This window comes from Pseudomonas sp. W2Aug9, assembly GCF_023127755.1.
Lineage (GTDB): Bacteria > Pseudomonadota > Gammaproteobacteria > Pseudomonadales > Pseudomonadaceae > Aquipseudomonas > Aquipseudomonas synxantha_A.
This window is the reverse complement of sequence record NZ_SPKL01000009.1, coordinates 21627-45940: the sequence shown is the minus strand read 5'-3', so window position 1 is coordinate 45940 and position 24314 is coordinate 21627. Positions and strand designations below refer to the sequence as shown.

Here is a 24314-nt window from a genome sequence, read left to right as displayed (position 1 = left end):
GATGCCCGTGTGTCGGGCACCGATGTATTAACTGGCCCGCCGCTATCGGGGGCAAGCCCCTTCCCACATTTGAACCAGGGTGCAGCTCAAGTCCGGATGAAAGTGCCAGTGCCTGCGAGGATTTTCTGCAAGGTTTCCTCCACTTCAGCCAGGTCGGATGCGGCCGTGGCGTGGGTGATCTCCAGATGATCCTTGCCACCCAATGCATCGGCATCACCGGCTGCAAGTTCGATCAGCAACGTCGTGGCACTCAAGGTGATCTTCAGCCCATCCAGCGTCGACGGCTCGTAATCCCAGGTCAGTTCCACTTCCTCTTCATCCGGGTAGCGGCTCAACATGAACATTTCGCCGTTCTTGCCGTGGCAGCAAAGCATGGCCATGTTGTCTTCTTCTTCGTCGCACGGGGTGGCCATCAGGGCGTCGGTTTTCAGCTGCAGCATGGGAAATCCTGTGTGGAGGAGGGCGTTGCGCTGGCAATTGTGCCATTGCGGCGAATTTTATGCTGCAGGGTGTGTCAGACCCAGGGCATGACCTGGCTTGCGGTATCAGTCATTTTCGGTACTCAGGGGGTTGAAATACGCAGGTTTTTTGCCCGAAAAAACGCGGTTGCCCAAGTTGCAACCTATTGCCTGCTTACCGATGACCGAATATGTCGCAGCGTCGCAAGCAGCGGTCTTCCTACACTCGTTAAGCTGCGCAACGGATGTGCCCCGCGCCCGGCGCCTGACCTGCCCGTCGTACCGTCACCCGGCAAGGTGTGCATCTTGTGGAAGTTGTATGTGACCTGACTGTCCTGTCCAGCTTCACCCACCTGTCGGCCTGATTCGTTTATCGTGACCCACGAACAGAGCTGACGGTCTCCCCGCAAGGGGATAACACGCGACGCTTCCATCAATAACAAGCCCAAGCGGAGTACCACAGATGGCGTTCTTCACCGCAGCCAGCAAGGCCGACTTCCAGCATCAACTGCAAGCGGCACTGGCGCAGCACATCAGTGAACAGGCACTGCCACAAGTGGCGCTGTTCGCTGAGCAATTCTTCGGCATCATTTCCCTGGACGAACTGACCCAGCGTCGCCTTTCCGACCTGGCCGGTTGCACCCTGTCTGCCTGGCGCCTGCTTGAGCGCTTCGATCACACCCAACCGCAAGTGCGGGTCTACAACCCCGATTACGAACGTCATGGCTGGCAATCGACCCACACCGCGGTCGAAGTGCTGCACCATGACCTGCCATTTCTGGTGGACTCGGTACGCACCGAGCTGAACCGCCGTGGCTACAGCATCCATACCCTGCAAACCACCGTGCTCAGCGTGCGCCGTGGCAGCAAGGGCGAATTGCTGGAAATCCTGCCCAAGGGCACCCAGGGCGAAGGCATCCTGCAAGAATCGCTGATGTACCTGGAAATCGACCGCTGCGCCAACGCCGCCGAGCTGAACGTGCTGAGCAAAGAGCTGGAGCAGGTGCTGGGCGAAGTTCGCGTGGCCGTGGCCGATTTCGAACCGATGAAAGCCAAGGTCCAGGACCTGCTGGCCGGTATCGACGCCAGCGCATTCACGATCGACGGTGAAGAAAAAGCCGAGATCAAGAACTTCCTGGAATGGCTGGTGGGCAACCACTTCACCTTCCTGGGCTATGAAGAGTTCGTGGTACGTGACGAGGCGGACGGCGGTCATATCGAATATGACGCCAGCTCCTTCCTCGGTCTGACCAAGCTGTTGCGCGCCGGCCTCACCGCCGAAGACCTGCGCATCGAAGACTACGCCGTGGCCTACCTGCGTGAACCGACGGTGCTGTCGTTCGCCAAGGCTGCACACCCAAGCCGCGTGCACCGCCCGGCGTATCCGGACTACGTGTCGATCCGCGAGATCAGTGCCGACGGCAAGGTCATCAAGGAACACCGCTTCATGGGCCTCTACACCTCCTCGGTGTACGGCGAAAGCGTGCGAGTGATCCCGTACATTCGCCGCAAGGTAGCGGAAATCGAGCGTCGCTCGGGCTTCCAGGCCAAGGCGCATCTGGGCAAGGAACTGGCCCAAGTGGTTGAAGTGCTGCCCCGTGACGACCTGTTCCAGACCCCGGTCGACGAGCTGTTCAGCACCGTGATGTCGATCGTGCAGATCCAGGAACGCAACAAGATCCGCGTGTTCCTGCGCAAAGATCCGTACGGTCGTTTCTGCTACTGCCTGGCCTATGTGCCGCGCGATATCTATTCCACCGAAGTGCGTCAGAAGATCCAGCAAGTGCTGATGGATCGCCTCAAGGCTTCGGACTGCGAGTTCTGGACCTTCTTCTCCGAGTCCGTGCTGGCCCGTGTGCAACTGATTCTGCGGGTCGACCCGAAGAACCGCCTGGACATCGACCCGCTGCAACTGGAAAAAGAAGTGGTGCAAGCCTGCCGCAGCTGGCAGGACGACTACGCCAGTCTGGTGGTGGAGAGTTTCGGCGAAGCCCACGGCACCAACGTGCTGGCGGACTTCCCCAAAGGCTTCCCGGCCGGCTACCGCGAGCGTTTCGCCGCGCATTCGGCCGTGGTCGACATGCAGCATCTGAACAGCCTCACCGAAGCCAACCCGCTGGTGATGAGCTTCTATCAGCCGCTGGGCCAGATCTCCGGTCAGCGCGAACTGCATTGCAAGCTCTATCACGCTGACACCCCGCTGGCGCTGTCCGACGTGCTGCCGATCCTGGAAAACCTCGGCCTGCGCGTGCTGGGCGAGTTTCCGTATCGCCTGCGCCATGCCAATGGCCGTGAGTTCTGGATCCATGACTTTGCATTCATCGCCGCCGAAGGCGTGAACCTGGATATCCAGCAGCTCAACGACACCCTGCAGGACGCATTCGTGCACATCGTGCATGGCGATGCCGAGAACGATGCGTTCAACCGCCTGGTATTGACCGCCGGCCTGCCATGGCGCGACGTCGCGTTGCTGCGTGCTTATGCTCGCTACCTCAAGCAGATCCGCCTGGGCTTCGACCTGGGCTATATCGCCAGCACCCTGAACAACCACACCGACATCGCCCGCGAGTTGACCCGGTTGTTCAAGACCCGCTTCTACCTGGCGCGCAAGCTCACCGCCGACGACCTGGAAGACAAGCAGCAACGCCTGGAACAAGCGATCCTCACCGCCCTGGACGACGTTCAGGTGCTCAACGAAGACCGTATCCTGCGTCGCTACCTGGACCTGATCAAGGCGACCCTGCGTACCAACTTCTACCAGACTGACGCCAACGGCCAGAACAAGTCGTACTTCAGCTTCAAGTTCAACCCGCACGCGATCCCCGAGCTGCCCAAGCCGGTGCCGAAGTTTGAAATCTTCGTGTACTCGCCCCGTGTTGAAGGCGTGCATCTGCGCTTCGGCAACGTCGCTCGCGGCGGCCTGCGCTGGTCCGACCGTGAAGAAGACTTCCGTACCGAAGTGCTCGGCCTGGTAAAAGCCCAGCAAGTGAAAAACTCGGTGATCGTGCCGGTGGGCGCCAAGGGCGGCTTCCTGCCGCGTCGCCTGCCATTGGGCGGCAGCCGGGACGAGATCGCGGCCGAGGGCATCGCCTGCTACCGCATCTTCATTTCCGGCCTGTTGGACATTACCGACAACCTGAAGGACGGCGCCCTGGTGCCACCGGCCAACGTCGTGCGTCATGACGACGATGACCCCTACCTGGTGGTGGCGGCGGACAAGGGCACTGCAACCTTCTCCGACATCGCCAACGGCATCGCTATCGACTACGGTTTCTGGCTGGGTGACGCGTTCGCTTCCGGCGGTTCTGCCGGTTACGACCACAAGAAAATGGGCATCACCGCCAAGGGCGCGTGGGTCGGTGTGCAGCGTCACTTCCGTGAGCGCGGCATCAACGTGCAGGAAGACAGCATCACCGTAGTGGGCGTCGGCGATATGGCCGGTGACGTGTTCGGTAATGGTTTGCTGATGTCCGACAAGCTGCAACTGGTCGCGGCCTTCAACCACCTGCACATCTTCATCGACCCGAACCCGAACCCGGCCACCAGCTTCGTCGAGCGCCAGCGCATGTTCGAGCTGCCGCGTTCGTCCTGGACCGACTACGACACCAGCATCATGTCTGAAGGCGGCGGTATCTTCTCGCGAAGCGCCAAGAGCATCGCCATCTCGCCACAGATGAAAGAGCGTTTCGACATCCAGGCCGACAAGCTGACCCCGACCGAACTGCTCAACGCCTTGCTCAAGGCGCCGGTGGACCTGTTGTGGAACGGCGGTATCGGTACCTACGTCAAGGCCAGCACCGAAAGCCATGCCGACGTGGGCGACAAGGCCAACGACGCGCTGCGTGTCAACGGCAACGAGCTGCGCTGCAAGGTGGTGGGCGAGGGCGGTAACCTCGGCATGACCCAACTGGGCCGTGTGGAATTCGGCCTCAATGGCGGCGGTTCCAACACCGACTTCATCGACAACGCCGGTGGCGTGGACTGCTCCGACCACGAAGTGAACATCAAGATCCTGCTCAACGAAGTGGTGCAGGCCGGTGACATGACCGACAAGCAGCGCAACCAGTTGCTGGCGAGCATGACCGACGAAGTCGGCCACCTGGTGTTGGGCAACAACTACAAGCAGACCCAGGCCCTGTCCCTGGCCGCACGCAAGGCTTACGAGCGCGCCGCCGAGTACAAACGCCTGATGAGTGACCTGGAAGGCCGTGGCAAGCTGGACCGCGCCATCGAGTACCTGCCGACCGAAGAGCAGCTCACCGAGCGCGCTTCGACCGGCAAGGGCTTGACCCGTCCGGAGTTGTCGGTGCTGATTTCGTACAGCAAGATCGACCTCAAGGAAGCGCTGCTCAAATCCCTGGTGCCGGATGACGAATACCTGACCCGTGACATGGAGACCGCGTTCCCACCGAGCCTGGTGGCCAAGTTCTCCGAAGCCATGCGTCGCCATCGCCTCAAGCGCGAGATCGTCAGCACCCAGATCGCCAACGACCTGGTCAACCACATGGGCATCACCTTCGTGCAGCGACTCAAAGAGTCGACCGGCATGAGCCCGGCGAACGTCGCCGGTGCCTATGTGATCGTGCGCGATATCTTCCACCTCCCGCACTGGTTCCGTCAGATCGAAGCCCTGGACCACCAGGTGTCGGCCGACGTGCAACTGGAGCTGATGGACGAGCTGATGCGCCTGGGCCGTCGTGCTACGCGCTGGTTCCTGCGCAGCCGTCGCAACGAACAGGACGCCGGGCGTGATACTGCGCACTTCGGTCCGCACCTGGCGGCTTTGGGTCTCAAGCTTGACGAACTGCTGGAAGGTCCGACCCGTGAAGGCTGGCAGAACCGTTACCAGGCCTACACCCAGGCCGGCGTACCGGAGTTGTTGGCACGCATGGTTGCAGGCACAACCCACCTGTACACCTTGCTGCCGATCATCGAAGCCGCCGATGTGACCGGGCATGACGCCGCCGAAGTGGCCAAAGCCTACTTCGCCGTCGGCAGCGCCCTGGACCTGCCGTGGTACCTGCAGCAGATCAGCGATCTGCCAGTGGCCAACAACTGGCAGGCCCAGGCCCGCGAGGCGTTCCGCGATGACGTGGACTGGCAGCAACGGGCGATTACCATTTCGGTACTGCAAATGGCCGACGCGCCACAAGACATGGAAGCCCGCGTGGCCCTGTGGCTTGAACAGCACCAGGACATGGCTGATCGCTGGCGTGCCATGATGGTGGAAATTCGTGCTGCGGTTGGCACGGACTACGCCATGTACGCGGTGGCCAATCGTGAGTTGCTGGACCTGGCGTTGAGTGGTCAGTCGGTGTTGCAGCCGGCTTGATGCTTCGGTAAACCAAAAGCCCCCGCATCGTGAGATGCGGGGGCTTTTTATTTGATCTGGAATGCGATCAATGTGGGAGCTGGCTTGCCTGCGATAGCGGTGGGTCAGTTAATAATCGAGTCACTGGTACACCGCTATCGCAGGCAAGCCAGCTCCCACAGTTTGAACTTCATTCGGAATCAGTGGTGTTTGAGTAGCCGGGTTTCCAGGTGATCCAGGTGCTGAGTCATCAGGGCGACAGCCGTGTGGGCGTCGCGCTGTTCCACGGCATCCACAATCGCCACATGCTCCTGCCACGCACAATACGTGCAGGCCTTCGTTTCAAATTGCGCAATGATCAACGACGTCAACGGCACCAGGCTGTTGAGAAACTGTGCCAACGGCGCATTGCCTGCCATGTGCGCCAGTTGCAGATGAAACTCTCCAGAAAACCGGATCGCCGGCCCACGCTGGTCACGCTCAATGGCGTCGCGCTCCTGCGCAATCAGCTCGCGCAGTTGGCGGATTTGCATCGCTGTGGCCTGGGCGCAGGCCAGTTGCACCACGGTCATTTCGGTCAGGCGCCGTGCTTCAAGAATCTGCCGTGTGTGCTGGGCATCCGGCGCGGCGACCTGGGCGCGCTGGTTGGGGCGCAGGATGACCACTTGCTGATGGGACAGCTTGGCGAGCACCCGGCGAATCACGCTGCGGCTCACGCCAAAGAGTTCGCCCAGGCCTTCTTCGGTGAAGCGGCTGGCGGGCGCAATGCGTTGCTCAAGGATCGCGTCGAACAAGCGCGGGTAGATGTCGTCAACCGAAGGCTTCTTGCCCGACACCAGGCGCAGGCAGGGCAGAGGGTCACGTTGCAGGGCGTGGACGTTCATGGCCGGTCTCCAATTATTCAGCTGCCCAGATGGTCATCCGGGATATTCAAGCGAATGCCCATGCGCAAGCCTTCCTGCAGGATGTGCCGACGCATTTCGGCACTGGCCAGGGCGCTGTTCTTGTTGCGGATGGCGCGTACCACGGCTTCGTTCTCTTGCAGGCGTTCGGCCAGGTGTTCAGGGGAGTTGCGCAATACCTGGGCGCTTTGTTTGAGCGCGGTGCTGGTTTGCTGCACCACGTTCTGGAAGATCGGGTTGGAGGTCAGGGCAAACAGTTCTTCGTGAAAGTCGATGTAGGCGTTCATGCCCGCCTCGGCGTCGCCGGCATCCAGGGCTTCGCGCATGTCCATCAGCGTCAGGCGCAGTTGGCCGATTTCCTTGCTGCTGATGGATTGGGCGACCAGGCCGACGATGAAGGGTTCGAGGGTATAGCGCAGTTGCAGGATGTCTTCCAGGCTGGCGTCGGCCACCGCGTCGTTCGACTGCGGCTCGCTGACGCTGGTTTCCAGTACCACCACACCTTTGCCCGGCATGGAACGCACCAGGCCCAAGGTCTCCAGCACGATCACCGCTTCACGCAGGCTCGGGCGGCTGATACCCAGTTGCTCGGCCAGCTCACGCTGGCCTGGCAGCATTTCACCGCGGCGCCACTGGCCTCGCGCCAAGGCGGCGCGCAGTTTTTCTACCACTGAATTGACGACGGTTGAGGTGCTGATCACGTCGAAGGCTCCTTGATGTTGCTCATACAGTATTCAGTCTGGCAAAGGGCCAATGTGGGAGCTGGCTTGCCTGCGATGACTGAGTGTCAGGCACTACATTTGACGCTGACTCACCGCTATCGCAGGCAAGCCAGCTCCCACATTGGATGGGTGTTGTCCTAGAACTCCTGATGCGCCGGCAGCACCGGCTTCTTGGCCTGAAAGGCATAGCCCTGCTGGCCGTCGAGCACCTTGTTGGCACGCTGGATATCGATATCTTTTTCCCAGCGAGCAATCGCCACGGTAGCCACGCAGTTGCCGATCAGGTTGGTCAGCGCACGACCGATCCCCATGAACCAGTCCACCGCCAGCACCAACACCAGGCCCACCACCGGAATTGCCGGGATCGCCGTGAGTGTCGCCGCTAGAATCACCAATGCCGAGCCCGGAATGCCGTGGGCGCCTTTGGAGGTGATCAACGATACCAGGAGGATGGTCAACAAGTCGGTCATCGACAGCGGTGTACCGGTGGCGTTGGCGATAAACACGATGGCCAGGGTCAGGTAGATCGAGAAACCATCGAGGTTGAACGAGTATCCGGTGGGAATTACCAAACCCACGGTGGAACTGCCAATGCCCAAATGTTCCAGCTTGCGCATGATCTGCGGCAGCACAGCGTCGGACGAAGCGGTGCCCATCACGATCAGCAGCTCTTCGCGCAGGTACTTGAGCAGCGGCAGCATCCGCAGGCCGGACAAGCGCATTACCAGCCCGAGGATCAGCGCGACAAAGGCAAAGCACGTCAGGTAGAACAGCCCAACCAGGCTGCCCAGGTGTTGCAGCGAGTCCAGGCCGTAGGTGCTGGTGGTGAACGCGATGGCACCGAATACGCCAATCGGCGCCAGGCGCACGATCATGCCCATGATACGGAAGATCACATGGCTAAGCTCATTGATCAGCCGCGAGATACCGCTGGCCGCTTCGCCCACCAGGTTCAGCGCACTGCCGAACAGCACCGAGAACAGCAGCACCTGCAACACGTTGTTATCGGCAAACGCACCGATCACCGAGTTGGGAATCAGGTCCATCAGGAACTGGCTGGTGCCCTTGATGTGTTGGCCCTTGTCGGCCAGCTCATTCAAGCCGGCGGAAGAGAGTTGCTCAAGATGAATATTGGCGCCGCTGCCGATGCCGGTGCTGAAGGCCATGATCAGGCCAAGCACCAGGGCGACGGTGGTCAGCACTTCAAAGTAGATCACCGACTTGAGCCCGATACGCCCGACCTTCTTCAAATCGCCGGCGCCGGAAATACCGCTGACCACGACACAGAACACGATCAGGCCGATCAGCATTTTGATCAGCTTGATAAAGCCGTCGCCCAGGGGTTTGAGTTGTGAGGAAAATTCGGGAAGGGCCAGGCCGCAGGCGATGCCGAGCATCAGGCCAATCACGACTTGCAGGAAAATCGAACGCGAGCACCATCTGAGCATGGGAGGGATCTCTATTCGGTGCCCTGGTGGTTCCAGGGCTTAATTGTTGTGGTCTTACCGGTAAGTCCAGTGCGCGGCCAGTCTACGCTTGGTTTTTTTCAAACAACAAGTAAATATTCAGCGGTTGGCAGGTCCCGGTCTGACCAGTTGGTCGGTAAGTACGGTGCTTGAGCGGTTGACGGGGATTAATTTTTTTTGCGTATCATCGCCTTGGGCATACGAGGTGATGGATGGACCAATCAGGGCTTACAACCGACGAAGCAGGGCGCATGTATTGCGCCTGGCGCACTGCAGCGCCTGCGTACCTGCATTACCACGACCACGAGTGGGGTGTGCCGGTGGCGGATGACATCGCGTTGTACGAGAAGATCTGCCTGGAGGGGTTTCAGGCTGGGATGGCGTGGATCACCATTCTGCGCAAGCGCGATAACTTTCGGCAGGCGTTCGAGGGTTTTGATTTTCGCCGGGTGGCGCAGTACGGCGAAGCGGACATTGAGCGGTTGATGAGCGAGCCGGGCATCGTGCGCAATCGGGCAAAGATCATCTCGGCCATCAACAACGCACGCCGGGCCTGTGAACTTGTGGAGGAGACCGGCTCGCTGGCGCGCTGGCTGTGGGCGTTCGAGCCCGCCGCAGAAGAGCGGCCGGCAGTGGTGGACATGGCTTACTGGACGGCCAATCCGACCTCAGCGGCTTCGATGCGCTTGTCCAAGGCCCTGAAGAAACGCGGCTGGACCTTCGTCGGCCCGACCACGATGTATGCGTTGATGCAGGCGATGGGGATGGTCAATGATCATCTGGAGGGTTGCGAGTGCCGGCTGCGCATTGAACACCAGCGCGACCTATTCAAACGTCCCTGACCAGACACGGTTAAAACTGTGGGAGCAGGCAAGCCAGCTCCCCCATGGGTTTTGTGGTGTTGCTGATTATTTGGGAAGCGGGGTGAGTACCTCAGCCTTGTCATCCAGCACCATCACCACCAGCAGCCTGGCCGGTTGGGTCTGGCTGGCATTGCTTGACTCAAAATGCCGCGAGCCGGCCGGTTCGTAGAACGATTGCCCGGCTTTGTAGGTGATCGCCTTTTCATCATTGACCCGCGAGGTGATCTCGCCTTCGAGCACATAAGCCACGGCGGTGCCGGTGTGGCTATGGGGCACGGTGGCCTGGCCGGGGGCGTAGTCAACGGTGAGCATGATGGTTTTCTTGCCGGGCACGTTGGTCAAGGGGTGCTCCTGCAGCACCTTGAGCGTTTCCTGGTTGTATACCGGGTCGTGGGCAAATGCGCTGAGGGAGGTGAGCATCAGCGTGGTGGCGAGCAATCGTTTCATGATCAGGATTCCGCGTAGTTCGAGACCTCTTCACCCTACGCCGTAGCCTGTACGCCACCAATGACCAATACGCCGGAAAACCCCTTAGCCAATCTGCCGGAGAATATCGCGCACCTTGTCCAGCGCCGGATCGATGTCCAGGGTCTCGATGGCGCCGAAGCCGAAAATCAGCCCCGAGCGTAATGGCACGTCTTGGAAGAATACGTCCAGGGGGTACAACCCCACCTCGACCTGACGCGCCTGTTCTATCAGCAATGGGATATTCAACGCCACCTTGCACAATGCCGCCAGGTGAAAGCCCGCCACCGTCGGAACCGCCTCGAACCACGGTGACAGATCGCCCGCCAGACGCTGCAGTATTCGTTCGCGACGCCCCGCGTAGATGCTGTGGCAACGGCGAATATGCTTGAGCAGGTAGCCTTCGCTGATGAACTTGGCCAATGCCCACTGCGGCAGGGTAGAGCTGTGCTGGTCGGTCAACTGCTTGGCCTTGAGCACCGCGCCATAGATCGCTGGCGGCAGCACCGCGTAGCCCAGGCGCAACTCGGGCAACAGGGTTTTGGAAAAGGTCCCGACGTAGGTGACCACGCCTCGGGTGTCCAGGCTTTGCAGGGAGTCGGTGGGGCGCCCTTCGTAGCGAAATTCGCTGTCGTAGTCGTCTTCGATGATGATCGCACCCAGCTCGATTGCGCGGTCCAGCAGTGCCTGGCGGCGCCTCTGACTCATCGGCATGCCGAGGGGGAACTGGTGGGACGGGGTTACATAGATCAGACGGGTGCCATCGGGGATCTGATCGACCTGGAGGCCCTGTTCGTCGACGGCCACGCTGGCGACGCTGGCGCCCATCGCTACGAACATTTGGCGCGCGGGGCTATAGCCTGGGTCTTCCATCGCGACCATGCTGCCGGGTTCCAGCACCACGCGGGCAATCAGGTCCAGCGCCTGCTGCGCGCCATTGGTGACCACGATATCGCTGGCGCGGCATTTGACCCCTCGGGAAAACGCGATATGCCCGGCGATGGCCTCGCGCAATGCCGGTAACCCTTCCGGTTGGCTGTAGAAACCATTGTTCTGGGCGATACGGCGCAGCGCATCCTGGGTGCAGCGTCGCCATTCGTCCTGGGGGAACTGGTTGCGTGCAGTCGCGCCGCCGATAAATTCGTAGCGCAGGATGCCCTCACGGGAAGGGTGGCCCATGGGCGAGGGCAGTGCTGCCCACTTGCCCAGGTTGGCGGCGCAGGCCAGGTCGGTGGCGGTTTGCACACGATCGGGTTGGGGCGCCCACGCATTGACGAAAGTGCCGCGGCCGATCTTGCCGATCAGCAGGCCTTCGTACGTGAGGGTGGTGTAGGTATCCGACACCGTCTTGCGCGATACGCCCAGTTGTTCGGCGAGCAGGCGGCTCGGTGGCAGTTGCGCACCCGCCGACAGTCGCCCGGTGGCGATAGCTTCGCGCAGTTGCTGATAAAGCTGGGCAGCCAGGTCCTTGCGGCCATTGATGACGAGGTGCAGTTCCATGTTTCATCCTGGAGACAGATCGATCCGCGCCAAGGTTACGCGCAAATCGATCTGAAGAAACCAGGCAGTGTCAGGACAGGAAGCCGCCGTCTACATTCAACGACACACCGGTGGTGTAGCTCGACGCATCGCTGGCCAGATACAACACCGCGCCGGCCATTTCGCTGGGGTCGGCGACGCGCTTGAGGGGGATCTGTGCCAGGGCCACTTTCAGGATCGAATCGTTCTTGACCAGCGCCGAGGCGAATTTGGTATCAGTCAGGCCCGGCAGCAGTGCGTTGCAACGGATGCCGAATGCCGCGCATTCCTTGGCGAACACCTTGGTCATGTTGATCACGGCAGCCTTGGTGACCGAGTAGATGCCCTGGAACACGCCCGGCGAAATGCCGTTGATCGACGCCACGTTGATGATGCTGCCGCCGCCGTTCTCGCGCATCAGCTTGCCGGCTTCCACCGACATGAAGAAGTAACCGCGGATATTCACGTCGACCGTCTTCTGGAATGCGCCAAGGTCGGTATCCAGCACGTTGCAGAACTGCGGGTTGGTCGCGGCGTTGTTGACCAGAATATCCAGGCGGCCGAACTGTTCGCGGATGCCGGCGAACACCTGGGTAATCTGCTCCATTTCACCGATATGGCAGGCAATCGCCGTGGCCTTGCCGCCGTCGGCAATGATCGCGTCGGCGACGTGCTGGCAACCTTCCAGCTTGCGGCTGGAGACGATCACGTGGGCGCCTTGCTGGGCCAGCAGCTTGGCAATGGCCTCGCCGATACCACGGCTGGCGCCGGAAACGAAGGCGATCTTGCCGTCAAGGTCAAACAGGTTGGTCTTGGACATAAGGGTTCCTTGTGGTTGCGATCAGAGCGCTGATTTGCCTATGACATTCAGGCTCATTTGCTCCAGCAGCTTGTTCATGTGGATGAACTGCGCAAAGCGTTTGTCCTGGGTCTGGCCGTGGAAAAAGCGGTAGTAGATCTGCTGCACGATGCCGGCCAGCCGGAACAGGCCGTAGGTGTAATAGAAATCGAAATTGTCGATCGCAAGCCCCGAGCGCTCGGCGTAGTAGTCGACAAACTGACGGCGGGTGAGCATCCCCGGGGCGTTGCTCGGCTGGCGCCGCATCAGTTGCACCGGCGCCGGGTCTGCGGCTTCGATCCAGTAGGCGAGGGTGTTGCCCAGGTCCATCAGCGGGTCGCCCAGAGTGGTCAGTTCCCAATCCAGCACACCGATGATTTGCATCGGGTTATGCGGGTCGAGGATCACGTTATCGAAGCGGTAGTCGTTATGCACGATGCTGGATGTGGGCGAATCGGCTGGCATTTTGTCGTTGAGCCAGGCGCGCACCGCTTCCCATTTTGGCGCATCAGGGGTCAGGGCTTTTTCGTAGCGCTCGCCCCAGCCACGAATCTGCCGCGCCACGTAGCCTTCAGGCTTGCCCAGGTCGGCCAGGCCGCAGGCGCTGTAGTCGACTTGATGCAGTTCGACGAACTTGTCGATAAAGCTTTTGCACAGCGCTTGAGTCTTGGCCGCGTCCAGGCCCAGTTCGGGCGGCAGGTCAGAGCGCAGGATGATGCCGTTGACCCGTTCCATCACATAGAACTCGGCACCGATCACTGATTCATCGGTGCAGTGCACGTATGCCTTGGGGCAATACGGAAAACCATCTTTGAGCTGGTTGAGAATGCGGTATTCGCGGCCCATGTCGTGGGCGGACTTGGCCTTGTGGCCAAACGGCGGGCGACGCAGCACGAATTCCTGGCCTGGATATTCCAGCAGGTAGGTCAGGTTCGATGCGCCGCCGGGGAACTGACTGATCGCAGGCGTTCCGTTCAAGCCCGGAATGTGGGCCTTGAGGTAGGGATCGATCAGGCTGGCATCAAGTTCTTCGCCGGGGCGAATCTGGGTCGATTGGTCGTTCAGCGCCATGCTTATCCCTTCTGCTTATTCTAAAGGCCTTGGACTATTTCCTAATCTAATGCGCACCGCCGCCCAGCGACAAGGTCGGGGCGGCTTAATAGGTTAGCGTGTTGAAGGGTGATCAGCGTGCCTGATCGGTCATTTTGCGGGCGCTGGCAGCGCAACCGGCGTGAGCACAGGACGGCCGGCGAAGTATTCCACCAGGTTGTCGGCCACCCGCTGCACGGTGTCATGGGCAGCCTCCGGTGACAGGCCGGCCACATGAGAGGTCAGGACGGTATTGCTCAGGCGCTTGAGGGCGTCGGGCACCTTGGGTTCGTCGTCGAATACATCCAGCGCGGCGCCGCCGATACGCCGTTGCTCCAGGGCAGCCACGAGGTCAGCGGTCACCACCACGCTGCCGCGGCCAATGTTCACCAGATAGCCATTGGGGCCCAACGCATCCAGCGCATGTTTATCGATCAGATGGCGAGTGCTGGCCCCACCTGGCGTGGCCAGGATCAGGAAGTCCGAGGTGCGCGCCAGTTCGACGGCCGTTGAACAGTAGGTGTAATCCACGTCATCGCGGGGTTGGCGGTTGTGATAGCTCACCTCCATGCCGAAGCCGAGGGCGGCGCGCCTGGCGATTTCCATCCCCACGGCACCGAGCCCGAGAATTCCCAGTTGCTTGCCGGCCAGGGAAGGGCGCATGACCTTCGGCCATTCGCTGCGCCGCACGGCGGCATCGGTCTGGGGAATCCCGCGCACCAGCGAGAGCAGCAGCGCCATGGCGTGATCGGCCACCGAGGGGGCGTTCACGCCGGCACCGTTGGTGACCACGATCCCACGGTTGCTTGCCGCTTGCAGGTCTACATGCTCGTAGCCAGCACCGATCACGCAGATGATCTCCAGCAATGGAAGCGCGGCGATTTCCTCGGCATACAGCCCCAGCGGCCCGCGGGTCAGCACGGCCTTGATCTGCCCTGCGTGGGCCTTGATCGCCTGGGCCCGTTCTGCGGGCGTCGGCGCCAGGATCACGTGAAAGTCATTGCTTTCGATGATTTGCAGGTATTCGTTGATGGTTTCAACCAGGACTAGAACGGTGGTGGGCATGGGGCAGCTCTCCGGTGAGTTCGATGCTCGGATTATGCTGCATTTGTGTTGTGTGAAATGCTGAGGGCGCAGAGAAAGCGCCACTGATTTTGCGAAAAGTGCCAGCGTCTCGGCGAGTGGGAGACGCTGTTTGCACGCGTGCGAATTATTTAGCGGGTACGGGCTTGCGCACCTTGCTCTGTTCGGCCGCTACGATGTCCATGTAATCGTAGGTAGGAAAGAACTCCGTCCTGAAGGGGCCCCATGCAGAGCGTTCGATGGCGAGATTGACTTCCCGCAGGCGCGAGGCGGGGAAGCGTAGAACGATGACGTGACCGATCCCCATGGCGATGTTCCAACTGACAATCTCTACCCCTTCAGGAGGGAATACTTTAAAGAGTTCCTGTTCGGTGAGTTTTGTTCTTATTTCGTTCAAGTTGCGAGATTGGTCATGTTTGAGGAAGACGGTCAACATGACCGCATTGTCAGCGCTGATGGCGACAGGTTTTCCTGACGTGGAAGCCTGCGCATGAAGGCCGCCTGAAACAAGGGTAGAGAGCAATAAAACAGACGCCAGTAAAGGCTTTAATAGTGTTTTCATTGAGTGAGGCCTTTTATGAGTATTGTCGCTACTCGTGGGATGAGTGTTGAGGGTTAGTGGGTGGGGGTGGTTTTGACTGATCCGGTATAGGGCGCATGAACCACATGTATTCGAACAAGAGGGTTGGCGTCGATCATGTCGCGCGGCACTTCACGAGAATAAGTGAATTCCTGATTGTTCAACGTCTCAAGTTTTCTGACGATGGTTTTCGTTGCACCTTTATCCGGTATCAGGATATGGTTTTTCTTGTCACCCGTTACCATGAAGTAACCGCCGCCGCCGTTGTCATATTTTGATAGCCCGGTATCGCTGTAGAAAAATTCGTAGCGATTACGTTCAGGGTCCCACACTGATATTCCAACGACACCTGGGTACTTGTCCTTTACGTCGATCTCCGGGGCGCCTTCTATATAAACTTTTGTCGTCAGCCAGCGGGGGGATGTACCCAGGGCACTTGCGTCTGAGTTTTCTACTGCCGGTTGTGCTTGGCTGGCCAATGGGCTGAGTATTCCGGTGGCAAGTATCAGGGAGAAAATAAGGTTGTGTTTGTTCATCTAGTCGCTCCTGATGAGTGAGGTTTTTAATTCTGCTGTGGTGGGTTTAGATGCTTTTGTTTTTTTGAACTGGACTGGAATATAAACGTGATAGAAGGGGCTCTCAATGCCTGGGAAAACCCTTGCAACAAATGCCGCAATCATTAGAGTTTCAATCGAGAGGCGTTGATTAACTGTATGTAAGAACTTTCTTATATGTGAGGGTGTTTAACTTTAATTGATATTGGGTCTCTGTCAGCGGCTCCCCACTGGCGAACTTTGAGTGACTGGGTTTATTTAAGCAAAGCTTCGTCGGCCTTGCGTGATCGACCCTCCCAATGCCCCGCTTGCAGGGGCGTTCGTGAGGTGGGTAAAGGCGGTGGACATCTGGCGTTGAATCAACTGAGCCGCCCCATGGGCTGCCTTCCAGCCTTTGCACTGCATTACCGTTCCTCATCTAAGTCTTTGCTTATTCAAGAGAATCCCGGACAATCCGGCCCTTGTTACGGCCAGGGCGCTGCCTGTCAGGTTTTTCTGACTCGTGCTGGCCATGTGAATGCGGAGATCCGACCGGATGAATGATCAGGCCAATAGCGTCGACGAACGCTATGCAACGACACCTGCAACCCTCACAAGCTGGAGCCGCCAGGACACCACCTGGATGCTCGGGCTATTCGGTACCGCCATTGGCGCCGGTACTTTGTTTCTGCCAATCAACGCGGGCCTGGGGGGCTTCTGGCCGCTGGTGATCCTGGCGTTACTGGCGTTCCCGATGACGTTCTTTGCCCACCGTGGGCTGACCCGTTTCGTGCTGTCTGGCCGTGAAGGCTCAGACATCACCGACGTGGTCGAAGAGCATTTCGGTATCAAGGCGGGTGCGTTGATCACCTTGCTGTATTTCTTCGCGATCTTCCCGATCCTGCTGATCTACAGCGTGGCACTGACCAATACCGTCAGCAGCTTCATGGAACACCAACTGCACATCATGCCGCCGCCTCGTGCGATCCTGGCATTTGTGCTGATCCTCGGCCTGCTGGCCGTGGTGCGCTGCGGCGAGCAAGTGATCGTCAAGGCGATGAGCCTGATGGTGTATCCGTTTATCGTCGCCCTGCTGTTCCTGGCCGTGTACCTGGTGCCGCACTGGAATGGCGGCATTCTTAGCACTGCCAGCGAGGTGCCAGCACCGTCGGCGCTGCTCAATACGCTGTGGCTGGCGATTCCGGTGATGGTGTTCTCGTTCAACCATTCGCCGATCATCTCGGCTTTCGCGGTTGACCAGAAACGCCAGTACGGCGCACACGCCGAGGAGCGCAGTTCGCAGATCCTGTCCCGCGCTCACTTGCTGATGGTGGCGATGGTGCTGTTCTTCGTGTTCAGTTGCGTGCTGACCCTGTCGCCCGCGCAACTGGCCGAGGCGAAAGCGCAGAACCTGTCGATCCTGTCGTACCTGGCCAACCACTTCGACAACCCGACCATCGCCTTTGCCGCCCCGTTGATTGCGTTCGTGGCGATTGCCAAGTCGTTCCTGGGCCACTACATCGGTGCCAGCGAGGGTCTCAAGGGGCTGGTGGTCAAGACCGGTCGCCGCCCGGCACCGAAGACCCTGGACCGCATGACCGCCGCCTTCATGCTGGTGGTGTGCTGGATCGTCGCCACGCTTAACCCAAGCATCCTCGGCATGATCGAGACCCTGGGTGGGCCGGTGATTGCGTCGATCCTGTTCCTGATGCCGATGTACGCGATCCGCAAGGTGCCGGCCATGGCCAAGTACCGTGGGCAGGCGTCGAATGTGTTTGTGACTGCAGTTGGCTTGGTTGCCATTACGGCATTGGTGTATTCGCTGGTTGCTTGAGCCCTGATGCGGTCTATCTGACTGTCCAGATATAAATAGGTGGGAGCTGGCTCGCCTGCGATAGCGGTGTATCAGTCACTAGAGAGTTGATTGATACACCGCTATCGCAGGCAAGCCAGCTCCCACTTTTGTTTTGTGTTGGCAGTAAAGGTTAATTCCAGGCGTAAAAAAACGCCGCGTACCTTGCGATACGCGGCGTTCTTCACATCAACACACCTTTAAGCTTGAATCACCGGGATGTTGGCGCTTGCTGCGATCTTGCGGAACTCAGCGATCTGGTCGAAGTTCAGGTAGCGGTAGACGTCACTGGCCATGGTGTCCAGTTTCGCCGCGTAGCCCATGTACTCTTCGACGGTCGGCAGGCGACCCAGGGTCGAGGCCACGGCCGCCAGCTCAGCCGACGCCAGGTAGACGTTGGCACCATCACCCAGGCGGTTCGGGAAGTTACGGGTCGAGGTCGACACCACGGTGGAGTTCGGCTCAACGCGTGCCTGGTTACCCATGCACAGCGAGCAGCCTGGCATTTCCATACGTGCGCCAGCCTTGCCGTAGATGCCGTAGTAGCCTTCTTCGGTCAGTTGGTGAGCGTCCATCTTGGTCGGTGGCGACAGCCACAGACGAGTCGGCAGCTGGCCCTTGACCTGCTCCAGCAGCTTACCGGCAGCGCGGAAGTGACCGATGTTGGTCATGCACGAACCGATGAACACTTCGTCGATCTTCTCACCGGCAACGCTGGACAACAGACGGGCATCGTCCGGGTCGTTAGGGGCGCAGAGGATCGGCTCGTTGATTTCCGACAGGTCGATCTCGATGATTTCGGCGTATTCGGCGTCGGCATCGGCTTCCATCAGTTCCGGGTTGGCAACCCAGGCTTCCATCGCTTGGGCGCGACGTTCCAGGGTGCGGGCATCGCCGTAGCCTTCACCGATCATCCAGCGCAGCAGGGTGATATTGGAGTTCAGGTACTCGGTAACGGACTCTTTGGACAGCTTGATGGTGCAACCGGCAGCTGAACGTTCAGCCGAGGCGTCGGACAGCTCGAAAGCCTGTTCCAGCGTCAGGTCGTTCAGGCCTTCGATTTCCAGGATGCGGCCAGAGAAGGCGTTTTTCTTGCCTTTCTTCTCTACGGTCAGCAGGCCAGCCTGGATCGCGTAGTAAGGAATGGCATGAACCAGGTCACGCAGGGTGATGCCAGGCTTCATCTTGCCTTTGAAGCGCACCAGGATCGATTCCGGCATGTCCAGTGGCATCACGCCAGTGGCTGCGGCGAACGCGACCAGACCGGAACCGGCCGGGAACGAGATGCCCATCGGGAAACGGGTGTGGGAGTCACCACCGGTACCGACGGTGTCCGGCAGCAGCATACGGTTGAGCCAGCTGTGGATGATACCGTCGCCCGGACGCAGCGATACACCGCCACGGGTCATGATGAAGTCAGGCAGGGTGTGGTGGGTGGTCACGTCGATCGGCTTCGGGTACGCCGCGGTGTGGCAGAACGACTGCATCACCAGGTCGGTCGAGAAGCCCAGGCACGCCAGGTCTTTCAGTTCATCACGGGTCATGGGACCGGTGGTGTCCTGGGAGCCCACGGTGGTCATCTTCGGCTCGCAGTAGGTGCCAGGGCGAACGCCTTTGCCTTCCGGCAGGCCGCACGCCTTGCCGACCATCTTCTGTGCCAGGGTGAAGCCCTTGCCGGTGTCGACAGGCGCTTCAGGCAGCTTGAACAGGTCGGTAGGGCCCAGGCCCAGTTCGGCGCGGGCCTTGTCGGTCAGGCCGCGACCGATGATCAGCGGGATACGGCCGCCGGCGCGAACTTCGTCCAACAGTACCGGAGTCTTCATTTCGAAGGTGGTCAGGACTTCGTCGGTGCCGTGTTTGCAGACTTTGCCAGCATGAGGGTACAGGTCGATCACGTCGCCCATGTTCATGTTGGTGACGTCGAATTCGATTGGCAGTGCGCCAGCATCTTCCATGGTGTTGTAGAAGATCGGAGCGATCTTGCTGCCGAAGCAGAAACCGCCAGCACGCTTGTTCGGCACGTAAGGCACGTCGTCACCGAAGAACCACAGTACCGAGTTGGTGGCCGACTTACGCGACGAACCGGTACCGACCACGTCACCGACGTAGGCGATCGGGAAGCCTTGGCCGCGCATTTCTTCGATCTGCTTCATCGGGCCGGTCTTGCCTTGCTCGTCCGGCACGATGCCTTCACGAGCCATTTTCAGCATGGCCAGGGCGTGCAGCGGGATGTCAGGGCGGGACCAGGCGTCCGGCGCAGGCGACAGGTCGTCGGTGTTGGTTTCGCCGGTGACCTTGAACACGCGCAGGCTGATCTTGTCGGCCAGGGTAGGGCGGTTGCGGAACCACTCGCCGTCAGCCCAGGACTGGATCACGCCTTTGGCGTGTTCGTTGCCGTTGCGGGCTTTTTCGGCGACGTCGTGGAACGCATCGAACATCAGCAGGGTGTGCTTGAGTTGGGCGGCCGCGACGGGCGCCAGGGTGGCGTCGTCCAGCAGCTCGACCAACGTCACGATGTTGTAGCCGCCTTGCATGGTGCCGAGCAGTTCAACAGCGCGTTTCTTGTCGATCAGGGGGGAAGTGGCTTCGCCCTTGGCCAGGGCAGACAGGAAACCGGCCTTGACGTAGGCAGCTTCGTCAACGCCTGGTGGAATGCGGTTGGTGATCAGGTCAACGAGGAATTCTTCTTCGCCAGCCGGAGGATTTTTCAGCAGCTCGACCAGGCCTGCGGTTTGTTCGGCGTTAAGCGGCTGGGGAACGATACCCAGTGCTGCACGCTCTTCGATATGTTTGCGGTAGGCTTCAAGCACAGTTATTACCCTCATCAGTGGTCCCACGGGACGCTCATCCAGAAATGAACGGCACGCATGCGCTCAGGGGCTTTTTGGGCCGCAAAGCCAGCGCTGCCGGCATTCCTTTACAGAAGCTGCTTTCAAAGTTTTACGCCTGCAGAACGGAGCTGATGAGGGTTGGCGTGGGGCTCTGACCTACCGGGTCGAAACCACGCCAACACCGTTCTGAAGGAACGACTGTGCTCGTGACGCTTTGAAAACAGCTTCCAGCGGATTATTGGCGCCTTACAAGGCCGGGTGATTCTACGGCAAAAAAAATCTAAAGGTAAGTTGCCTGGCCAAGTTTGCTGGGTGATCAACCTTAGACAAAGGGCTAACATGGCGCACTGTTTCGCTGATTTGCGTGTTATCGCCCATGTCCAACCAAACCATCAAGACCCCCTGCGTCGGCTTGTGCTCCACGGTCTACGGCGACCTCGTGTGCCGCGGCTGCAAGCGTTTCCACCATGAAGTGATCCAGTGGAATGGCTATAACGAAGAAGAAAAGCGTGCAGTCTGGCTCAGGCTTGAGCAATTGCTGGTGCAGGTGATGGCCGGCAAAGTGGAGGTGTTTGACCCCAAGACCCTGCGCGGGCAGTTGGAGCAACGCAAGATCCGCTTCGTGCCGCACCAGTCCGAGTATTGCTGGGCCTACCAGTTGATCGCACGCGGGGCGCGGGTGATCAATAACCTTGAGGCGTACGGCATGGTGCTGTTGCCGGAGTTTCGCGACTGGCCCTTGCCGGACCTGCGCGATGCGATTGATCGGGAGTTCTTTATCTTGTCCGAGGCGCATTACCAGCGCTATATCGCCCCGGGGTTCCTGAGAGATGCGCTGTCTACCTGACAGCATGCATCCAAATGTGGGAGGGGGCTTGCTCCCGATAGCAGTGTGTCAGTCAGCCCATCCTTCACTGACCCACTGCTATCGGGAGCAAGCCCCCTCCCACATTTTGCCCTCTATTGTTCTTCAGGGCTTGGTTGCCAGTTCTTGCAGGTGATCCATCAACGTCTGCGGCTTGAGCACCAGTACATCGCTTTCCACCGCATCGAGCACCACCTCCGCCGTATTACCGATCAACGCCCCCGAAATCCCGGTGCGGGCCACGGTGCCGATGATGGTCACCGCCGCGTGCAACTGATGGGCCATATGCGGGATCAGCACATCGGCCGGGCCTTCCTTGATATGCAGGTGCCTGTCGTCCACGTCGAACTCGTCCTGGAATGCCTTGCATTGTTCGCGATAGCGCGCCTCGATGGTTTCCTTGAGCTGGAAGGTCGGGTCGGCTGCCGACAGCATCGGCGACGGGTGGGCGCTGATCACATGCAGTTGCGCCTTGGCCAGGCTGGCGATATCAAAGCCATGGTCGATGATCGCATTGTGCAGTGAGCGGTGCTCGCTGTCGGTATTGCCTACATCGATGGCCGCCAGAATCACTCCGCCAGCCCATGGCGTAGCGGTCTTGACCAACAACACCGGCGTGGGGCAATAGCGCAGCAGCTTCCAGTCCGCCGGCGTCAACAGGGCTTTTTTCAGCGGGCTGTCGGGAAAGTGCTGTTTGATCACCAGGCCGCAGCCTTCGGCTTGCTGCACCTCGATAATGGTGTCATGCAGGCTTTCGTTCCACGCCTGCTCGGTGGAGACGCTGTAACCGTCGTTCTTTAAACCCTCCTTGAGCACACTCAACAGCGCCGAATGCTCGTGTTTCTTGTCGCAGACCAGCAAGTGCAGATGTGCGTCGGTCACCCCGGCAATCAGCTTGCCACGCTTGAGGGCCAGGCTTTCCGAATGCTCGGGCTCGATGACCACCAGGATGCTGCGGATGGCTTGCATGATCGGGATCTCCAGGAAGGGGCATGCAACAACTATAGTTGCTGCCCGCCAGACGTCATGTTGATGCACATCAAGGCCGGTGGCTGGTGGTCTGCGGCGGGGTCGGTATAATCGGCGCCCTTTTGTGATCCTTTGCCCGTGAGCCCGATGAACCTGCCCGAAATCCACGAATTCCTCGGCTGCCGCACCCCCGACGCCTGGGTCCAGGCCGCTCTGGCCGATCAGGAAACCCTGCTGATCGACCACAAGAACTGCGAATTCAAAGCCGCCAGCACCGCCCTGAGCCTGATGGCCAAGTACCACGGCCATGTTGACCTGATCAATATGATGTCGCGCCTGGCCCGCGAAGAACTGGTGCACCACGAGCAAGTCATGCGCCTGATGAAGAAGCGCAAGGTTGAACTGCGCCAACTGCACGCGGGCCGTTATGCCTCGGGTTTGCGCAAGGTGGTGCGCAGCCACGAGCCGGTCAAGCTGGTGGACACCCTGGTGGTCGGCGCTTTTATCGAAGCACGCAGCTGCGAGCGTTTCGAAGCATTGGTGCCGCATTTGGACGAAGAGCTCGGCAAGTTCTACTTCGGTTTGCTCAAAAGCGAAGCCCGGCACTTCCAGGGTTACTTGAAGCTGGCCTACCAGTATGGCGACGCCAAGGACATCGCCCAGGTGATCGAGCGGGTGAGGGCGGCCGAGCAGGAGCTGATCGAATCACCCGACATCGAGTTCCGCTTTCACAGTGGCGTGCCAGCCTGAGGCCACCGCCACGCCGATCAAGGCGGTGATCCCGGCGAGCAGCAGGATCACCATTTGCGTGCCCAACGGCGCTGCCAGCACGGCGATCATCAGGCCCGCCAACGGCTGTGGCAGGTTGTTGAGCAAGGTGATCACGCCTACCGTCTTGCCGAAATCCTGCACCGGGATCACTTTTTGACGGGTGCTGCGCAGGTACACGTTGAACATCTTGTCGAAGCCCGTCACCAGCAGGAAGCCCACGGCATACGCCCACACACCGGGGCTGACGGCGGTGATCAGCGCGCCGACTGCAATCATCGAATACGACAGCCCACCCATTACTTTCAACGGCAGTGATGAGCGTGCCAGGTAAAACAGAATCCCGATGGTGACCAGCGCGCCGGCGGCTTGCAGCAGGGCGTAGGCATCCTTGTCGGCGGCGTATTGGCCGGTAACCATGGCGGCCGAGGTGGCCAGTGTGACCCCGATAATCAGGTTCACGCCGACTGCCAGAATGATGATGCGCTTGAGTTCCACCAGGTTGCGGATGTGGCCAAACGCGGTGCGCAGCGGTTGCAGCCAGATACCCGGGTGCTGCCCATGGCTTTGCAGGCTCACCGTGGTGTTGCGCTGCCAGATCAGCATTGCCAGGTCAGCGAGAACAAACAGTGCGGCGATGGCCAGCACCACCCAGGGCCAGGCCCAAACCTGCAGCATCAACGCTGCCAGCAACGGCCCGAGCACCAGGCCGCTCTGGTCGGCAATCTGCGAATAGGACAAGGTCTTGGCGTAGGTGTAATGCTGGAAGACATGCGGCATCACCACCTCCCGCGCCATGATGCCTTGAGTGGTCAATACCCCGCACAACGCGGACAGCATCACCAGCCAATGGATCCCGTCGAACAGCCCATACAGTGCCACCGCCACCACGCAGGCCAGTGCCCGATACACTTGGCTGATATGCAGAATGCGTACGGGTGAAAACCTGTCGCACAAGGCTCCGCACACCGGAAATGCCAGATAGCGCGGCAGCGATTCGACAAAAAACGCCAGGCCCGCCCACGACACGCTTTGAGTGGTCTGGAACACGATCAGCGGCACGATGAACAGCAGGATCTGGTCGGCCAGCCGCGAGAGGAACAGCGAAACGAAGAACGCCAGATAATCCTTGCGCATACAACTCCTTGAGAATGGCGTTAAAGATTGCAGGCTATTTGTTAAAAACTCTTAAAAGCATGAA

General features: G+C 59.8%; 19 protein-coding genes. 5 read left to right on the top strand and 14 right to left on the bottom strand.

From position 1 onward, the window contains the following. Nucleotides 1-86: 86 nt before the first annotated feature. Entirely contained in the window at nt 87-440 is a 354-nt protein-coding gene (locus E3O56_RS06650) for a hypothetical protein (RefSeq protein WP_078821216.1), read from the bottom strand. A 481-nt stretch (nt 441-921) separates the two neighbouring features. On the opposite strand from E3O56_RS06650, the gene E3O56_RS06645 reads away from it, so the two are divergent. Next, nucleotides 922-5790 (top strand): NAD-glutamate dehydrogenase, encoded by a 4869-nt coding sequence (locus E3O56_RS06645; protein WP_248128005.1) that lies wholly within the window; start codon nt 922-924, stop codon nt 5788-5790. Between the two features lie 179 nt (nt 5791-5969). Here the strand turns inward: E3O56_RS06645 and E3O56_RS06640 are convergent, their stop codons facing one another. From E3O56_RS06640 to E3O56_RS06630, 3 genes are all read right to left on the bottom strand, one after another. Next, nucleotides 5970-6653 (bottom strand): GntR family transcriptional regulator, encoded by a 684-nt coding sequence (locus E3O56_RS06640; RefSeq protein WP_078821218.1) that lies wholly within the window; start codon nt 6651-6653, stop codon nt 5970-5972. 17 nt (nt 6654-6670) lie between these two features. Next, entirely contained in the window at nt 6671-7372 is a 702-nt protein-coding gene (locus E3O56_RS06635) for a FadR/GntR family transcriptional regulator (RefSeq protein ID WP_005787865.1), read from the bottom strand. Between the two features lie 158 nt (nt 7373-7530). Beyond that, nucleotides 7531-8856 (bottom strand): C4-dicarboxylate transporter DctA, encoded by a 1326-nt coding sequence (locus tag E3O56_RS06630; protein WP_177327440.1) that lies wholly within the window; start codon nt 8854-8856, stop codon nt 7531-7533. A 215-nt stretch (nt 8857-9071) separates the two neighbouring features. Here E3O56_RS06630 and E3O56_RS06625 point away from each other — a divergent pair, with 215 nt between their 5' ends. Next, the gene (locus tag E3O56_RS06625; RefSeq protein ID WP_282445154.1) at nt 9072-9701 is read left to right on the top strand and encodes a DNA-3-methyladenine glycosylase I; all 630 of its coding nucleotides are present in this window, start codon (nt 9072-9074) and stop codon (nt 9699-9701) included. 66 nt (nt 9702-9767) lie between these two features. Here the strand turns inward: E3O56_RS06625 and E3O56_RS06620 are convergent, their stop codons facing one another. From E3O56_RS06620 to E3O56_RS06590, 7 genes are all read right to left on the bottom strand, one after another. Further along, nucleotides 9768-10169, bottom strand: a complete 402-nt coding sequence (locus E3O56_RS06620; protein ID WP_248128004.1) for a cupin domain-containing protein — start codon at nt 10167-10169, stop codon at nt 9768-9770. Between the two features lie 84 nt (nt 10170-10253). Further along, nucleotides 10254-11687, bottom strand: coding sequence for a PLP-dependent aminotransferase family protein (locus E3O56_RS06615; RefSeq protein ID WP_248128003.1), 1434 nt, complete (start codon nt 11685-11687; stop codon nt 10254-10256). A gap of 70 nt (nt 11688-11757) precedes the next feature. Beyond that, complete coding sequence (locus E3O56_RS06610; protein WP_032880837.1) at nt 11758-12525, bottom strand: SDR family oxidoreductase; 768 nt, start codon at nt 12523-12525, stop codon at nt 11758-11760. A gap of 21 nt (nt 12526-12546) precedes the next feature. Next, complete coding sequence (locus E3O56_RS06605) at nt 12547-13614, bottom strand: phosphotransferase family protein (protein WP_032880838.1); 1068 nt, start codon at nt 13612-13614, stop codon at nt 12547-12549. A 129-nt stretch (nt 13615-13743) separates the two neighbouring features. After that, nucleotides 13744-14697: a 2-hydroxyacid dehydrogenase gene (locus tag E3O56_RS06600; protein ID WP_032880839.1), complete on the bottom strand. Its 954-nt coding sequence runs from the start codon at nt 14695-14697 to the stop codon at nt 13744-13746. A 145-nt stretch (nt 14698-14842) separates the two neighbouring features. Continuing rightward, a complete protein-coding gene (locus E3O56_RS06595) occupies nt 14843-15277 on the bottom strand; it encodes a hypothetical protein (RefSeq protein ID WP_032880840.1) in 435 nt (144 codons plus the stop codon). Nucleotides 15278-15330: 53 nt separating this feature from the next. After that, entirely contained in the window at nt 15331-15831 is a 501-nt protein-coding gene (locus E3O56_RS06590) for a DUF4822 domain-containing protein (protein WP_248128002.1), read from the bottom strand. A 553-nt stretch (nt 15832-16384) separates the two neighbouring features. Between E3O56_RS06590 and E3O56_RS06585 the strand changes: the two genes are divergently transcribed. Beyond that, nucleotides 16385-17662, top strand: coding sequence for a serine/threonine transporter (locus tag E3O56_RS06585; RefSeq protein WP_005787881.1), 1278 nt, complete (start codon nt 16385-16387; stop codon nt 17660-17662). Between the two features lie 218 nt (nt 17663-17880). Here E3O56_RS06585 and acnB read toward each other — a convergent pair whose 3' ends face one another. Further along, complete coding sequence (acnB, locus tag E3O56_RS06580; RefSeq protein ID WP_005787883.1) at nt 17881-20490, bottom strand: bifunctional aconitate hydratase 2/2-methylisocitrate dehydratase; 2610 nt, start codon at nt 20488-20490, stop codon at nt 17881-17883. Between the two features lie 397 nt (nt 20491-20887). Here acnB and E3O56_RS06575 point away from each other — a divergent pair, with 397 nt between their 5' ends. Beyond that, complete coding sequence (locus tag E3O56_RS06575) at nt 20888-21358, top strand: DUF1289 domain-containing protein (protein WP_078821225.1); 471 nt, start codon at nt 20888-20890, stop codon at nt 21356-21358. A gap of 123 nt (nt 21359-21481) precedes the next feature. Here the strand turns inward: E3O56_RS06575 and E3O56_RS06570 are convergent, their stop codons facing one another. Next, complete coding sequence (locus E3O56_RS06570; protein ID WP_148853927.1) at nt 21482-22345, bottom strand: universal stress protein; 864 nt, start codon at nt 22343-22345, stop codon at nt 21482-21484. A 147-nt stretch (nt 22346-22492) separates the two neighbouring features. Here E3O56_RS06570 and miaE point away from each other — a divergent pair, with 147 nt between their 5' ends. Then, complete coding sequence (gene miaE, locus E3O56_RS06565; RefSeq protein WP_032880843.1) at nt 22493-23095, top strand: tRNA isopentenyl-2-thiomethyl-A-37 hydroxylase MiaE; 603 nt, start codon at nt 22493-22495, stop codon at nt 23093-23095. On the opposite strand, the gene E3O56_RS06560 is transcribed toward miaE, so the two are convergent. Next, nucleotides 23051-24250: an MFS transporter gene (locus tag E3O56_RS06560; RefSeq protein WP_078821228.1), complete on the bottom strand. Its 1200-nt coding sequence runs from the start codon at nt 24248-24250 to the stop codon at nt 23051-23053. The genes miaE and E3O56_RS06560 overlap by 45 nt on opposite strands. Nucleotides 24251-24314: the final 64 nt, after the last annotated feature.